This is a genomic window from Leptothoe kymatousa TAU-MAC 1615, from assembly GCF_018739865.1.
In the GTDB taxonomy this organism is placed as follows: Bacteria; Cyanobacteriota; Cyanobacteriia; order Phormidesmidales; family Phormidesmidaceae; genus Leptothoe; species Leptothoe kymatousa.
This window is the reverse complement of the sequence record NZ_JADOER010000004.1, coordinates 983,602-998,596: the sequence shown is the minus strand read 5'-3', so window position 1 is coordinate 998,596 and position 14,995 is coordinate 983,602. Positions and strand designations below refer to the sequence as shown.

The following is a 14,995-nucleotide window of genomic DNA, read 5'->3' as shown; positions in this document are numbered from 1 at the left end:
GAGAATTTGTCAACCAGATTTTACAGTTAGTAAATAAAAATAACCCATTGAAAAGGGAGGCAAAAATGTAACGCCTCCCTGGTAATCTTTTATAGGTTTTGTTTGGATCGGTTAAGTGCTGTTTAACGCACTTAACCTTTCTTCCTTAGCCGAGAACCACTTCCTCTTCTTCTTCACCAATCAGGGCACGAAGACTGGGAAACAAAAAATGGTTTTCTTCAACATACTGAGCGCCGAATAGGCCTTTCTCTGCCCAAAAGTACCGGTCGGTGGTATGCTCGTTACGTTTCACCAGTAAAACGGCAGGCGGTTGAATTCCTTCGGCGTGGATAAAGTTACGAGCCGCAGTAACCGGCTTTGCTTCTCCACTCTCAATGTTGTACTGGGGAACTGATTCTAAAATACGACGCCCTTCAAGGCGGCGACGACTCTTACGCTTACGTCTCCGTGCCAAGTTACTTGACCTCCCTTGGATAAGTTGAAATAGTGGATTCGTGTATTGATAGTTACAAAAACACTTAACCCAGCAAAGTATATCGGTTGTGCCTTAGATTTTCAACTTCTCTTAAAATTGTGGAATGCATCGTAGAAGTATTCTAACGGCGCCCATGTGGGAAAAATCCCGCATTAAAAGGGTCCGCAAGTTTTTTGAGTATCTTGATAAAAATTAAGATTTAAATAATTTTGTCCAGATTCAGAAACTAAGTCACCGTCTATTACTCATACAGTCATTACTTAGCAAGGCAACATCATGCCAGCCAGTGCTGAATTAGTAGACATATGCCAGGCTCACTTGGACCTCTTACGTCATACGTTCGGTGAGATATCGTCTGTTATTTATCTCACGTTAGGGATGGATTCTGATGATGAGCCTATTTTGGTGCCGATAGCGCAAACCCCGGATGCTAATGATTTGAGTGATTTACTTCACCCCATGAGCCAACGCGGTGCCCTACCTGCATCGGAGATGGACACATTGCCAACGGGCGAACTGGCTGGCACCACCTACTCTAACTATTCGCCACCAGAAATAGAAACCGAGCGTTTAGTCTTACCCTTAATGCACCAAGATATTGTGTTGGGTGTATTGGTCATGTTGCGTCCTGACCGTCCCTGGCAATCCAGTGAGCAGCAATATTTGCAAACTATTTCCACCAGTTTGGCCGCCAGTTGCTTTTTAGATCGGCAAAATCAGTGGCTGCGGCAAAGACTCCAGGGTAAACAAGCATTGCAAGGCGAACAATCGGATGTTTTCCATAACTTACTGCATCAGTTTCGCAATCCGCTGACTGCCATTGGCACATTTGGTAAATTATTGCAAAAACGCCTATCCCAGGACGACCCAAACTATCGTTTGGCGGACGGTATTGTGCGGGAAAGTCAGCATCTGAAGGAGTTAGTGACGGACTTTGATGCGGCGGTCGAAATTGGGGATGCTGATATCGATCAGAATATAACACCGCCCCTGCTACCAGAATCGTCAGAGGCAACGGCTAAGCCACTTTTGCCGGCATTAGGGCGATCGTTAGAACTCTCTTCTCAGTCCTTAGGGGAAGTGCTCTACCCTTTAATTACGGTTACGGTGGCGGCGGCGGAAGAACGGCACCGAAAATTTTTCCACTCTCCGTTGGAAACGTTTTCTACGCCCTTGGTTTCCATAGATACGCAGGCATTGCAAGAAGTGATTGCAAATTTACTGGATAATGCCTTCAAATATGCTCCATCGGAAGCTTGGGTATGGTTGATGGGAGGCCTCGCCCGGGACAATTTTTTGGGCATTGTTGTGGGTGACACGGGTCCTGGCATTCCGGGGGAGGACCAAAACCGGTTGTTTGAGCGCCACTATCGAGGCGTGCAGGCCCAAGGCAACATTTCTGGCACTGGGTTAGGACTGGCTATTGCCAAGGACCTGATTGGGCAAATGGGGGGGACCATTGAACTGTTTAGCCCTGCAAGCCCTCCCCATTGGGATGGGGAAGAGGACTTGCCACCGTGGATACCTGATGGGTTAAAGTATCAGGCGGATTTTATGGATAAGGGCACGGTTTTTGTGGTTTGGTTACCGATTGCTGATTAAGTGTTTAAGCGCAATGGCACAGTTTACTGATCGCTCGGTGTGGTCGTACTGAGGGGTTTAATTCCGGACGTACGCACTGAGGTAATGCGTCGCAGGGCGTCAAACCAAAAGCTAGAGCCCATGGAAACGGCCACCCCAGTGACTAACCACCCGAATATGTAGCGGGGTATGGGGAAACGCCAGCTTTGTTCTAAGACAGCTTGGGTTGCTAGGAGTTTCGGGGAACGGCCAATGGGCAACGCATAGTCTGACAAGGTCGTTTGCACAGCATCGCTAAGGGATTGCAGGTCTTCACTAAGATCGTCGCCCCCAGTGTCGGATACCAAACTTTCTAACGAGACTTGATCGATGGTTTGGATCACACTGGCCCGTACGGCTTCGTCCACGGTCAGTCGATTGGCGATGTAGAAGGTGTCGGCATTAACGGCGGCAGCGATCGCAACCCCGATCAAAATACCCACGATCTTCGAATTGCGGCGATATACCCCAGCGGCCCGATCCATCCCTCGGTCGTACCACTGTTCGACTTCGGATTGAAACAGCCTGACTTGATCTTCAACGGCATTGGTACGACGGCTCACCCGTTCTGCCAAAATGCCTAAACTTTCTTGAAGACGGCGGGGCAACTTGCCTTCCAACTGCTGCCGCACATGGTTCAGCTCACTGAGGCGCGCATCTGCCCGATCGGCATTGAGGATCATGGCAACCAGCTCTTTGATGGTGGGTTGCAGCTGTAGGACCAGCCCTTCGGACATATCCATGCCCCCGGCTATTTGCGATCGCAAATAGCCCACCCGCCGATTAAACGCCAGGGTCGCCCCATAGCTCTCCGGCAAAACTTGAGCCCCTTGATCGGCAAAATGATCCAACTCTGCCAGCACCCGATCGGCAATTTGGACCAGCCCTGTGCGCCCTGTTCGATAATCCAGAAAGATTTTTTCCAATGAAGACTCTAGGTTTCGCAGCTCCACATCGAGCAGCGCGCCATCACCAATGGCCGCCCGTAGGGTGTGCAGGGTGTCCCCCAGGGGAAGCATAATTCGTTCCTGTAGCAGGCTCTTCAACCTCACTTCCACCACCGACTGCTGCAACCCTTCTAATTGCAAAGTTTCCACCAACGTAGTCGCAAATGCTTCCGATGGAATATACGATGGCCCCGATGTTTTCCCACCAAATACATTGCGGGTACGAGTCACCAAGCGATAGCCACGTCCAAGCCAATGGATAATCTGACGAGCAAACTTAGCAATGATGCCTTGGGCCTCATAGTTCAGATCCCGAACCATAGGACTGCTATATAACTGATCGGCCAACTTACGCGCCGAACGCCACTCCTCAGATTGCCCACCTGACAACAACTGCTCAATTGAATATTTAAGATGCTCAGCTCGCCACTGTAATAAAGTGCTGATAATTTCTTGCACCTCGCTAGCAATTAACCCCAGGGCCATGTAAACAAATATCAACCCAAGGGCAACATCTAAAACTACTGGCAACCCCATAATTTTTCTGAATTAAAGCTAAGAATTCAGCCGATGAACGATGTCATGATAGCCGCTATTGAGTCTTCAGCATCGCCATTCCCATTTAGTCTTCAGCATCGTCATCCCCATCGACATTCAGCTGCTTTAAACGAATGTGTTTACGACCCAAGGAAATTTCAAATTCATCCCCAGGCTTCAGCCCCATTTGCTTGGTATAAGCCGCTCCAATTAGCAAATTACCGTTAGACTGCACAGTAATGCGATAGCTGGCGCTGCGACCACCACGACCATTACCGGTTTGAACGCTGTCTAATTGAATACCTTCGGCATCAATCAGCGCATTCATAAATTTCATCATATTGACACGGACAACATCATTTTTCGTCACCGTGTAATAACCACAGGCTTTTGCTTTTTCTTCCCTAGAGAGATGCTCTAGGTCTTTAACTTTTTTAAGCAGTGTTTTACCTGTTAATGGATTTGAATTTGACGGTTTAGCCATTCACCCACATCTCTAACATGAACACGTTTACAACTTGCCATCACTGATAATAGCCATAAATCCACCTGTTATAACGACTCACTATACCCATGAAAACCAGACATTTGTTATCGAAAAAAATCGAGTTCTCAGCCTGGAGGCAATTTATTTAAGCCGCTTATACAGGCTAGATAGCAACATTCAGCAAAGCCCAAAATTAATCTGTAGAAATTGGAAAGGATTCCATAGCCCCCCCAATTAATAGCTTCATCGAATAATGAAGCGCCTATGCCATAAAAACTAACTAAACCTTACCGATGCTCTATGCATAGATAACGAGCAGAATCATACATGATTCAAATACGTTTGCGCACGTCGTTTGAATTTATTTTTTGATAATTGTATTAAGAGTTGATTTACTAAAGAATTCAACCTGAGTCAGGGTGTTCTAAACGCTTCTTATGTTAATTTCCCGGCAATTCTCCCCGGTCTATTTTATTACCCTCAACTACAGTTCACTCGTTTTCTAAACCTCACACTCAATTGAGGATTCACCCCCAACGATGAAACTTACAACCCGTGGACATTACAGTGTAAAAGCAATGCTCGACTTGAGTTTGCAACCCACTTTAGCTTCCGTAAAATTGATCGCTCAGCGGCAAAATTTACCCGCCCCTTATTTAGAGAAATTACTCATTCAGTTACGTCGGGCTGGACTGGTGGAATCGGTACGCGGTTCAAAAGGCGGATATCGTCTAGCAAAAGCGCCTGGACAAATTTACTTGGGACAAATTTTAGATGCCGTGGGAGAACCCATTACCCCCCTAGAAACCACTAATTTAGAGAAAGCTGAAGATTGGGTCACCTTAACCCTATGGCGTCGGTTACAGGAAAAACTTCGGGAAGTGCTCTACAAAATATCCCTAGAAGAACTATATTTTGATGCCCGCAGTTGGCAAGCGGCCCAAGGAGAAAATACGAATTTCATGGTTTAGACCATCTTGCCCCAGGAAACGCTCCAGTATGGTTAAACTGAGTCTACTGTCCGTTAACAAGTAGCAGACTTTTGGCGTTGCTGGCCTCGCTCTATAGCAGCAAGCGCGAACCATTTGCTTCATTACGATCACTGTCACGTTTTGCCGTCACCATGGCCGATCAGGTAGTCGAAATTCTTTCTGCAGAGGCGATTCGCCGCACCTTAAATCGTTTAGCGTCTGAAATCATTGAACGCACTGACCGTTTAGAAGATTTAGTCCTGGTCGGCATTCACACCCGAGGGATTCCCTTAGCCCAGGCCGTTGCTAAGCAAATGGAACGCCTTGAGGGCATTCAAGTCCTGGTCGGGGAGTTAGACATTACCTTTTACCGAGACGATTTAGACCAAATTAGTACCCGCACCCCAGCCCAAAGCAAAATGCCCTGCGACCTGACGGGCAAAAAAGTAGTCTTAGTGGATGATGTGATTTTTAGTGGACGGACTATTCGAGCAGCGCTCAACGCGGTCATCGACTATGGACGCCCCAACCTAATTCGGCTGGCGGTGCTGATCGATCGGGGTCACCGCCAACTCCCCATTCATCCTGATTTTATTGGCAAAGCCTTACCCACCGCCCGCGAAGAAGTGGTCAATGTGCAGCTTAAACCTGTGGATGACAGGGATACGGTGGAGTTGATTAAACCGGCGGCCTAATGGTCTGACAAACCGTAAGACACGTAAGTCAGCGAGGCCCTTCGCCCTAACACCAAGCCCGAAGACAGATAAGCAATTAGGCCCGCCCTGCCAATAGGGCACTGGATAGCCACTCAGGGGGGTACAGACCAAGCCAGGCTAAGTTTTGAGTGTAGTAGGCAGAATCGCCATCCCAAAATTGATCGGTATCGGCCAGGGCAAGCTTATTTTCGCGGATGATTTCGGCCAAATCGGGGTTGAGGTGACGCGCGGCCTGATACACCATGGCGTATTGAGAGGTGGCGCCGTAGTCTACGACGGGTGTCCCGGTGAGGTCAATTTGTGCTGGCAGTTGTTCAGACTGGGCCCATTGCTCTAAAAGCGCGGTCAGATGGTCGTTGATGTAGTGGCCCGCTGGCGCTGAATCAAACCAGATTAGATCTAGGGCCACCCGCCACCAGACACGATAGGCATCAAACCCGTATAAACTTTCGAGGGGTGCAGTCAGGGGAATAGCGCGATAGTGGGGGGTTTTGCTGTGGAGCAACACCCAGTCACTGGGGAGTCCGATGTCTGAAATTTGGGCGCTTTGTTCGAGCATCCGATAGCCAGTTTGCACCAGTTCTAACCAATCTCGTTGCCGATCTATTTGGGCAAAAAGTCGAAAGGCATAGGGAGCGATATAGGAAGGATTGAGGTACCAGGTTTCTGGCGTGGGATGAAACGCCTCTAGAGGACCTGGCAATAGATATCGACCAGATAATTCCTCACTTAGCTCGATATCGGCCGTGGAAAATTCCCAAATGTCGTTGAGCTTTGTTTTAGCCAGGGTTAAATATGCAGGATTTTGCCAACGGCGGGAGGCCAAAATCAATGCGGTAACAGCGTCAATATCGGCATCAGTTGCAAAATTCTCATCTAGAATCCCCCATTTTTCCGCGTCTTCAGGATCGGCATCTGGCCCCCATTTCCAGGCCCACAGGTGATCGATCAACACATCTTCGTCACGACGGGCGAGGTTTTCTTCGCCCCAGGTGAGGACTCGGTCAAAGGTTTCGGCATCGTCGATTAGCACCGCCCGTAGCATGGCGTAGGCCTGGCCTTCGGAGGTGGTGCGCTGATCGTCATTTTCCCAGTCAATAACGCGACCATCGACCTGGATAAAGCGATCGCGATAGTTTTCCCAGGTCGTTTTGAAGAATGATGGGCTCAGGGGAAAGGGCCCCAGGGCAATTTCGACAGTCTCAGGCAGCTCGGTGGGTAATTCGTAGTTCGCCTCCGATCGCACCGGCGAAAGACAACTTGCGATCGCTATATTGAGCATCACACCTAACAGTGCCAGACACCCCCAACGCCGCATCCATCTCAAAACCGCTCTCGACACCATCGTCATTTCCCTATAAATGTCTTGTCACAATAATTGCCTTGCCATGGCCCCGCCCCAGACAGCAACGCCTTCCCAGTCGTTGCCCATCCTAGATTGGATAAAATTCTTAATATAAGACCTATCCTGACACAGCTATTCCCGAATGGGTGAACAATAAACAAACCCATCTAATCGGCACATTGGCCTTAGACAGCAACACTTTCAACGGTTAAACCACTGTCTTAACTTACAGATGCAAACAAAAACTTCATCCAGCCCCAAATCGTCGACCGATAAAACCCCATAAACAACAAACACAAGCGCCCCCTAAGCCCAGGCCCAGGGAACGCTTGTGTTGATTAAAATTTCGCGCGATTTCGCGGTAAATTCGCAGGCAATTTACCGCAACGGGTTAATAACGCTCCCAAACAGGCTGGAAGCCTCGATGTAACAGCAAACCTTCCTTAATCTGGCGTTCCTGACGCTCCAGCACAAGGCGGCTGGCGGGCACCTGACTCTTCAATGCGTTGATTTCCTCTAAAGCCTGCAATGGCCGATCTTGAGCCAACGTTAAACTCACCGATGCCTGCCTCAAATCAATATCATCAGGGGCAATCTCAATCGCCTGATCGTACAACGTACGAGCCTCCTGATAGCGCAGCTGCTGGAACCGCACACCGGCTAGCCCCACAATCGCATCAAGCTGCTCAGGGTTGCGCTCCAATAAAGCCTCATAGGCCCGAGAAGCCGTGGATAGCTTACCCGTATCTTGAGCCACTTGCCCCCGCAGCAAATAAACCTCAGGAGCATCAGGGTTTTCAGCCACCAGCGCAGCCGCAGCTTCATTGGCAGCCCCCGGATCGGTCATGGCTAGCACCTGGATCTGACGCTGGCGAATAGCCAACGAATCGGGGTTGGCCACCAACAAAGACTCATACAGACCACTGCGGTCTGGGTCAGCGGGCAAAGAACCGACCAAACTATAGAGCTCGGGGGGTTGTTCATACACAGAATGGGCAGATAGCCACTGAGCCAAAACCGATTCTGCCGTTTCCAGCAAAATAAACTTCCCCTGGTAGGCCAAGCTGGTCTGGCCCAAGATTTTGGCATCGTTCCCAGGATTTAAGGCAATCACGTCTTCATACAAAGCCAACGCTTCCGCATAGCGTCGTTCCCCTTGATAAATCCCAGCCAACCCCTGCAGGGCACCGGTCACAACCTCATCACTGCTGTTGGGGTCATTCACCAACTGCTGATAGATGGCAATGCTCGTATCTGTGTCATCCAAGCGCCGAGCTTGCTCAGCCTGGAATAGCAATACGGCGGGGTCATCTCCGGCATAGAGCTGCAGCTGTTCTTGGGCCAGCGCTAGCTGATTTTGCTGCAAATAAATTTGGCCCAACCGGTAGTGCAAAAAGGGCTCAACGGACGTAGCTGCCAAAACCGCCTGATAAAACGGGATCAGTTCTGCATCAGGGGGAGCCAGCTTAGTTAACCCCCGCGCAATGTACTGCAACTGTGTCGGGTTCTGGGGCAAGGTCACAGACAACAGTCGCTGACGCAGTTCCTGGGCCGAGATCTGGGCCAACTGTCGCTCCCAGACGCTCATTTCCACAAATAGGCTGATGTCATCGGGATATTGATCCGCCAGCTGACGATAGGTGGCCAGGGTAACGGGTTGACTGCTGGGATAGGCGCTGAGGGCATCCGCCGCTTCACGGGCGACACCAACCGTCAAACTAGAACTGTTTAGAATCTGTTGATAGGCATCAATGGCGCGGGTTTGCACCTCCGGCGCATCCGTATATAGACTCATCCCCCGCAGGGCGCGAGCCACCACTAACGGCTGTGATTGAATCGTATCTAGCAGCCGCAACCCAGCCTCATACTGGCGATTAGCCGCATAGGCCGTCGCTAATTCAGACTTCAGCTGGGCCTGTTCTGCCGAGTCACCATTGGCATCGAGGTAGGGCCGTAGCACATCAATGGCCTCACTCGGCCGATCTTGCTGGCGCAGCGCAAAACTATAGGCCTGAGCCTCATAAATCTTAAGGGTTTGGCCGCTGCTGATATAGCCCTCAAATAGCTCCACAGACTGGGCGGAACGACCACCATAGGCAAACACCTGGGCCGCCCCAATTTGGGTCGCAGTAGTGGCAGGCTGTTCCAAAACGACGTCATAGTCGGCGACGGCTTCCAGCAAACGTCCCTCATAAAACAGCAGCAGCGCCCGCTGGGACCGCACCTCTGCATTATCGCCATAGCCAGGCTGCTCTAGCAGGGTGGTCAACGCATCAATGCCCACCGCTCGCCATTCAGGGCGATAACCGCCAAGCAAACCCAATGTTTCTAAAGCTTCCACATTGGTGGGTGCCAACACCCGCAACCGACGAAATGCTTCAAAGGCCTTAGCGTCTTGCCCCAACTTTAGATAAGAACGGGCTAGACCCAGCTGAGCGGGGACAGAATCGGGATAGCGCTGTACCGCTTGGGAAAATGCATCTAAGGCCGGATCAATCCATCCCTTATCAAATAGGGCATAGCCTTCGCGCACTAGGGCGGGCTGCCCTTCTAAATTAGGTGTTACCTGGGCCAGCACCGGCTGGGTCAACAGCAGCGGTGTGGCAGCAATAAGATTGAAACTGAGACAAAGACCCAGCGTACGTTGATACCAGTTCATAAAAGCAAGAAGAAATAGTGAGTAATCAGTAGGGTGGGCAATGCCCACCAAATCATCCAGCAATAATGCGTAGGCATTGCCCACAACGGTCCATTAATCAAAAAGCTCTAGCAAGTCCCAATCGGCCCGAACGCGCAGCCCCAGGAACGACTCGGAAAACTCATCTCGGATTTGCCAACTAACACCAGCCCGCGCATTGGGGGCTAACCGGATGTCGTAAAACGTTTCCAACACATCGGGGCGATCGCCTTGGCGCCGATCATCATCACTGAGCTGACGACCATAGCCAACGCCAAAGCGATCGTCATCCATAAAGAGGTCGAGAACGTTGACACCAAAACTGTAGGTATTGCCAGAAATATCTAGGTCCGCATTGCGTTGATAGCCATAGCGGCCAAATAAGCCTGCATTCAGCTCAGGGATAAACCACTCCGCGTTAATGCCGTAGGACACTTCGCGATCGCCTTCTTGGGTACCAAATACGCCGTTGCGGTTAATCTGAAAACTCTCAGGAATGCCATCCCGGTCGCCGTCATCGGTGGCACTGACATAGGTACCACGCACAATCAGATTGCCAAGGTCGACACCAAGCTCGCCAGCCACACCGTTAATATCAAGATCATCAAACCCATCGGAGGAGAAGGCCGCCGCCTTTAGAATCACCTCATCAATGGGGCGCCAGTGTACCAGGGCCGCAGGCTGGGACTGTAGCTGAGTCACCGATAGGGCCGGGTTGGTTTGGAAAACTGGGTTAATAAAGTGGGTGAGACTATCCTTGGCAAAACTATTGCGATCAAAAAATGAGGTCAGTTCAATTAGCCCCACCGCCCCACGCAGTTCAGGCATATTGGGCGGAGATGCCACCACATATAGCTCAGTCACATCAAACCCAGTGGAGTCCGTATCCGAAAAGGCATCACCGGTGGAGAGGTCCACTGCACCGACAAAGGCCACATTGGACTCTAGAAAATAGTGACCATACATGCGGGCCCGGGCCGAAAAATCATCACCTTCCTGAATAGCCGCAGTCTGCAGCTTAAGGGATGGCTCGGTGAGCGGCCCGTCGTCGAGGTCTACGTCTCCATTGGGTGAACCATCTGCCCCATCAGTTTCCGAGACCGGCTCTAGCGCACCATCTTCAGGGGTTTCCACAGCCCGCTCATCAAAATCAAAGGGTTCGGCCGGATCAGCCAAATCATCTGACACCGACTGAGATACGAGTGCGGGCTCCGCTTCACTCGTCGCACCAGCGCTCTCACCAGTGCCTAGGGTGACAGCTTCAGGCTCAGAAGCTAGCTCAACTTCAGGCTCAGCAACTAGCTCAGTAGCTTCAATCAGCTCGACATCGGCGTCATCCTGCTCAGCAGCTAGCTCAACAGCTTCAATCAGCTCGGCATCTGCTTCATCCTGGGGCGTTTCTGTAGGTAAGGCCATCACTGGAGCAGCAATTACCGCTATGGCGATCCACACCATCCAAGACACCAGCGGCAGTGCCCGAAATTTCCTAGCGATATCCCTCATAATCATTTCCAATAAATATACTCGTGTATAAGAACGCAGTTGGCTGGATTGAGCTGCCGAAAGCAGTAAGCAACATCCCCCGCACATCAAATCAGCAACCGCTAGTTTTTCAGTGTTGCCCATCTTAGAGCTGCGATGAGCCATCGGCCATGGGCCAAATTGACAGATCGCGTCATGCTCTAAAGTCAGCAACCGTATTTTTTAGATAGTTTTCCCTAGGACCGCATGATCCATTAAAGATTGACGGACAGAGCTACCATCGGTATTCACCCCATAGTTACCCCATCGGGTCAAATCGTCATCCTTAACCCTGGAAATCAAGATGATTAATTCCCTGTCTTGTTCCACAATTCGGCCAAACCCTCAAGGAATATGACGTAGGCCTCATACGATCTAAGTTATGTATGCCCTGGTCTTCACAAAGGCTTTACCCAGAGCCGCATTTGGCCGGATATGGCCGCTGACCTCAAGTTACAATCGCCAAACCTGATTAGACTTACCGACATTGGCTAGCACTCAACGGCACAGCTGGTCCAAGGCAACAGCATGAATAAAAGTTGATTAACGATTTGTGGGTCAAACTAGGGATTAATTTAGATAAGGTAAAACCTAAACAAAAGCGCGCTGTGGCCCAAACCGTTAGCTTGAATGACACTCACTCTGGCACCATTCAGGATCGCAAGGCTGACCATTTACGTATCTGCCTAGAAGACGACGTTCAATGTCATCGCACCACCACGGGGCTAGAGCGCTATCGCTTTATCCACTGTGGCCTGCCCGAACTCAGCTACGACCAGATAGACATTGGCACCCAATTTTTGGGCAAAACCTTGCAGGCCCCTCTGTTGATTTCGTCCATGACCGGCGGCACAGAGCAAGCGCGCATCATTAATCAACGGCTGGCCGTCACCGCTCAGAAGTTTGGCCTGGCCATGGGGGTGGGCTCCCAACGGGTCGCGGTGGAAAGACCGGAACTTGCCAACACGTTTAATGTGCGCACCTATGCCCCTGATGCGGTGTTACTGGCAAATCTGGGAGCGGTGCAGCTCAACTACAGCTATGGTTTAGAACATTGCCAACGGGTGGTGGATTGGCTAGAGGCCGATGCTTTGATTTTGCACTTGAACCCGCTACAAGAATGTGTGCAAACCCGAGGGGATACGGACTTTAGTGGGCTGATGGCCAAAATTGAAACCCTTTGTGCCCAACTGCAGGTGCCGGTCATTGCCAAAGAAGTCGGCAATGGTATTTCTGGTAGTTTGGCGCAGAAACTAATCAATGTGGGCATTCGGGCCATTGATACGGCAGGGGCAGGGGGGACATCCTGGGCCAGGGTAGAAAGTGAGCGTGCTGAGGATGTAAAACAGCGGCGTTTGGGCCAAACCTTTGCCGACTGGGGCATACCTACGGCGGATTGTATTGTCGGGGTGAGAGCGATCGCACCCGAAATTCCCCTGATTGCCTCCGGTGGGTTACGAAACGGATTAGATGTAGCCAAAACCCTGGCCCTAGGCGCCAACATTGCTGGCATGGCCCTCCCCTTCCTCAAAGCCGCCGACCATTCCGAAGATGCCCTTGATACCCTCACCGACATCCTCATCGCCGAAGTCAAAACCGCCCTATTCTGCAGCGGTCAAAGGAACCTTCAGGACCTCAGACACAATCCAGTGCTCCAGCGCATAGACTAGTAGTCATCTCCGCATCCAATCCCGTAAATAGCTAAGCCGATAGCCCCTAATCGCCCAGCCCTTTTTTGCCCATAGCCACCATGCGAGACTTTCTCAAATACACCGTCGCCAGTGCCATTGGCACCTTAGTTGGACTGTTTAGCTTAATTGCCCTACTAGGGTTGGGAGCCTTAGGGTTAGCCAGCTTGTTTATTACCTCAGCCGCCACCGAAACAGAGCCCGAAGTAGACAAAAACTCAGTCCTCGTCTTTGACCTGGCCACCGACATTGTCGATGCCGTCCCCTATTCAGGAGCCAGCATCGTCCTCGAAGAAACCCTCTCCGGCAGCAGCTACCGCGCCCTTTCCCTCCACAGTGCGCTACAGGCCATCGAAGCCGCCGCCACCGACGACAACATTACCGGCATTTATATGACCGGCAATACCTTCGCCGGATTTGGCACCCTACAAGAAGTTCGGGCCGCCCTAGAAAAATTCAAAACCGAATCGGGCAAGCCCATTTTGGCCAACAACACCCTCTGGAGTGAGCGAGACTATTACCTCGCATCGGTGGCAGATACCATCTACCTAAACCCCGCCGGCATCATGGAACTAAACGGCTTTCGCGCCGAAATTCAATTTCTAGCCGGAGCCCTCAACAAATATGGCGTGGGTGTCCAGGTACTACGGGCCGGACGCTACAAATCCGCCATCGAACCCTTTACCCGCACCGCCAGCAGCCCAGAAGAAAAACAACAAACCCAGGCCCTACTCACCGACCTGTGGCAAGAATTTTTAACCACCGCCAGCACTGCCAGGGAAACCACCCCCGAAGCCATCCAGGCCATCGCCGAAAACAAAGGAATTTTACCTGCCGCCGAAGCCCAAGCCGCCGGTCTGGTAGACAATGTCGCCTTTTACGACGAGATTCTGACCGAACTTAGGGAACTCACCGACCAAACCGACCAAACCGACTGGTTCAAAAACGACGACGACTTTACCCAAATCAGCCTATACAACTACAGCCAAATCCTCGATCCTGAATTTGGCAAAGATACCATCGCCGTCATCTACGCCAATGGCGAAATCGTCGATGGCGACGGAGAGGCCCCCGGACTGATCACCTCCGGCGGCCTCTCCGACACCCTGCGCCAGGCTCGCAATGACGACGACATTGAAGCCATCGTCCTGCGGGTCAATAGCCCAGGGGGAAGTGCCATTGCCTCAGAGGTCATCGCCAGGGAAGTCGAACTTTTAGCAGAACAAAAACCCGTCATCGTTTCCATGGGCAACTATGCCGCCTCCGGTGGCTACATGATTGCCGCCCCTGGGGACCAAATTTTTGCCACCCCCAGCACCGTCACCGGTTCCATCGGCGTCTATGGCCTGCGGCTAAACTTCAAAGAAATCGCCAATCGTAACGGCGTCACCTGGGACATCATCAAAACCGCCAAGCTAGCCGACATTGACACCATCAGCCGCCCCCAAAGCGACGATGAGCTCAAACTACAACAGGGGTTTGTCAATACCCTGTACGATCGGTTTTTAACCTTAGTATCCGAAGGCCGAGAACTCCCCAAAGAAAAAATCGACCAGGTGGCCCAAGGGCGGGTGTGGTCCGGCAGCGATGCCAAAAGCGCCAGCCTGGTGGATCAAATGGGAGGGCTGAACGATGCCATTGCCGCCGCCGCCGAAGCGGCCGAACTCGACGAATGGCAAGTAGAAGAATTCCCCAAACCGCCCAGCCTAGAAGAACAAATTTTAGATAGCCTCTTTGGCTTTAGTGTATCTGTGCCCTGGGCCAAGGATCCGGTTTCAGAACAACTTTTGGAGCTACGAGAAGATCTAACGCTATTGCATACCCTCAACGACCCCCAGGGAGTGTATATGCGACTGCCCTTTACGACAGAAATTGAGTAGCGTTACAAATCAGCGAGGGGACTGCACAAAAACAACATCACCGACAAGGACAGTGCTTGAAAAGTAGTGAGTTTTGATTAGGCAGGTTAACCCAGTTTTCATCAGATATCGAGGCCCCCTCCTGTCCCCCA

At 51.1% G+C, this 14,995-nt stretch carries 12 protein-coding genes; 5 read left to right on the top strand and 7 right to left on the bottom strand.

The features are described from left to right. Positions 1-145: 145 nt before the first annotated feature. Positions 146-454: a DUF3155 domain-containing protein gene (locus IXB28_RS06615; RefSeq protein WP_215617737.1), complete on the bottom strand. Its 309-nt coding sequence runs from the start codon at positions 452-454 to the stop codon at positions 146-148. Between the two features lie 297 nt (positions 455-751). Here IXB28_RS06615 and IXB28_RS06610 point away from each other — a divergent pair, with 297 nt between their 5' ends. Continuing rightward, positions 752-2,077 (top strand): GAF domain-containing sensor histidine kinase, encoded by a 1,326-nt coding sequence (locus tag IXB28_RS06610; RefSeq protein WP_215617736.1) that lies wholly within the window; start codon positions 752-754, stop codon positions 2,075-2,077. Positions 2,078-2,100: 23 nt separating this feature from the next. On the opposite strand, the gene IXB28_RS06605 is transcribed toward IXB28_RS06610, so the two are convergent. Next, positions 2,101-3,579, bottom strand: coding sequence for a hypothetical protein (locus IXB28_RS06605; protein ID WP_215617735.1), 1,479 nt, complete (start codon positions 3,577-3,579; stop codon positions 2,101-2,103). A gap of 85 nt (positions 3,580-3,664) precedes the next feature. Further along, positions 3,665-4,063, bottom strand: a complete 399-nt coding sequence (locus IXB28_RS06600) for an AbrB family transcriptional regulator (protein ID WP_215617734.1) — start codon at positions 4,061-4,063, stop codon at positions 3,665-3,667. 542 nt (positions 4,064-4,605) lie between these two features. On the opposite strand from IXB28_RS06600, the gene IXB28_RS06595 reads away from it, so the two are divergent. Together IXB28_RS06595 and pyrR are read left to right on the top strand one after the other, a co-directional pair. Next, positions 4,606-5,037, top strand: coding sequence for an Rrf2 family transcriptional regulator (locus IXB28_RS06595; RefSeq protein ID WP_215617733.1), 432 nt, complete (start codon positions 4,606-4,608; stop codon positions 5,035-5,037). A gap of 152 nt (positions 5,038-5,189) precedes the next feature. Next, positions 5,190-5,732, top strand: a complete 543-nt coding sequence (gene pyrR, locus IXB28_RS06590; RefSeq protein ID WP_215617732.1) for a bifunctional pyr operon transcriptional regulator/uracil phosphoribosyltransferase PyrR — start codon at positions 5,190-5,192, stop codon at positions 5,730-5,732. A 76-nt stretch (positions 5,733-5,808) separates the two neighbouring features. Here pyrR and IXB28_RS06585 read toward each other — a convergent pair whose 3' ends face one another. The 4 genes from IXB28_RS06585 to IXB28_RS06570 form a co-directional block, all read right to left on the bottom strand. Further along, positions 5,809-7,098 (bottom strand): glycosyl hydrolase family 8, encoded by a 1,290-nt coding sequence (locus tag IXB28_RS06585; RefSeq protein WP_215617731.1) that lies wholly within the window; start codon positions 7,096-7,098, stop codon positions 5,809-5,811. Positions 7,099-7,489: 391 nt separating this feature from the next. Next, positions 7,490-9,841, bottom strand: coding sequence for a tetratricopeptide repeat protein (locus IXB28_RS06580; protein WP_215617730.1), 2,352 nt, complete (start codon positions 9,839-9,841; stop codon positions 7,490-7,492). A gap of 9 nt (positions 9,842-9,850) precedes the next feature. Further along, positions 9,851-11,278, bottom strand: coding sequence for a carbohydrate porin (locus IXB28_RS06575; protein WP_215617729.1), 1,428 nt, complete (start codon positions 11,276-11,278; stop codon positions 9,851-9,853). Between the two features lie 201 nt (positions 11,279-11,479). After that, a complete protein-coding gene (locus IXB28_RS06570; RefSeq protein ID WP_215617728.1) occupies positions 11,480-11,626 on the bottom strand; it encodes a hypothetical protein in 147 nt (48 codons plus the stop codon). A 278-nt stretch (positions 11,627-11,904) separates the two neighbouring features. Between IXB28_RS06570 and fni the strand changes: the two genes are divergently transcribed. Next, entirely contained in the window at positions 11,905-12,966 is a 1,062-nt protein-coding gene (gene fni / locus IXB28_RS06565; RefSeq protein WP_215617934.1) for a type 2 isopentenyl-diphosphate Delta-isomerase, read from the top strand. Between the two features lie 65 nt (positions 12,967-13,031). Next, the gene (gene sppA / locus IXB28_RS06560) at positions 13,032-14,864 is read left to right on the top strand and encodes a signal peptide peptidase SppA (protein ID WP_246559637.1); all 1,833 of its coding nucleotides are present in this window, start codon (positions 13,032-13,034) and stop codon (positions 14,862-14,864) included. The last annotated feature ends 131 nt before the right edge of the window (positions 14,865-14,995 follow it).

What these genes read in the sequence shown, in the direction of transcription:
- IXB28_RS06610 (WP_215617736.1), top strand. Translation starts at nt 752, where the DNA reads ATGCCAGCCAGTGCTGAATTAGTAGACATATGCCAGGCTCACTTGGAC.
- IXB28_RS06605 (WP_215617735.1), bottom strand. Translation starts at nt 3,579, where the DNA reads ATGGGGTTGCCAGTAGTTTTAGATGTTGCCCTTGGGTTGATATTTGTT.
- IXB28_RS06600 (WP_215617734.1), bottom strand. Translation starts at nt 4,063, where the DNA reads ATGGCTAAACCGTCAAATTCAAATCCATTAACAGGTAAAACACTGCTT.
- IXB28_RS06595 (WP_215617733.1), top strand. Translation starts at nt 4,606, where the DNA reads ATGAAACTTACAACCCGTGGACATTACAGTGTAAAAGCAATGCTCGAC.
- pyrR (WP_215617732.1), top strand. Translation starts at nt 5,190, where the DNA reads ATGGCCGATCAGGTAGTCGAAATTCTTTCTGCAGAGGCGATTCGCCGC.
- IXB28_RS06585 (WP_215617731.1), bottom strand. Translation starts at nt 7,098, where the DNA reads ATGGTGTCGAGAGCGGTTTTGAGATGGATGCGGCGTTGGGGGTGTCTG.
- IXB28_RS06575 (WP_215617729.1), bottom strand. Translation starts at nt 11,278, where the DNA reads ATGAGGGATATCGCTAGGAAATTTCGGGCACTGCCGCTGGTGTCTTGG.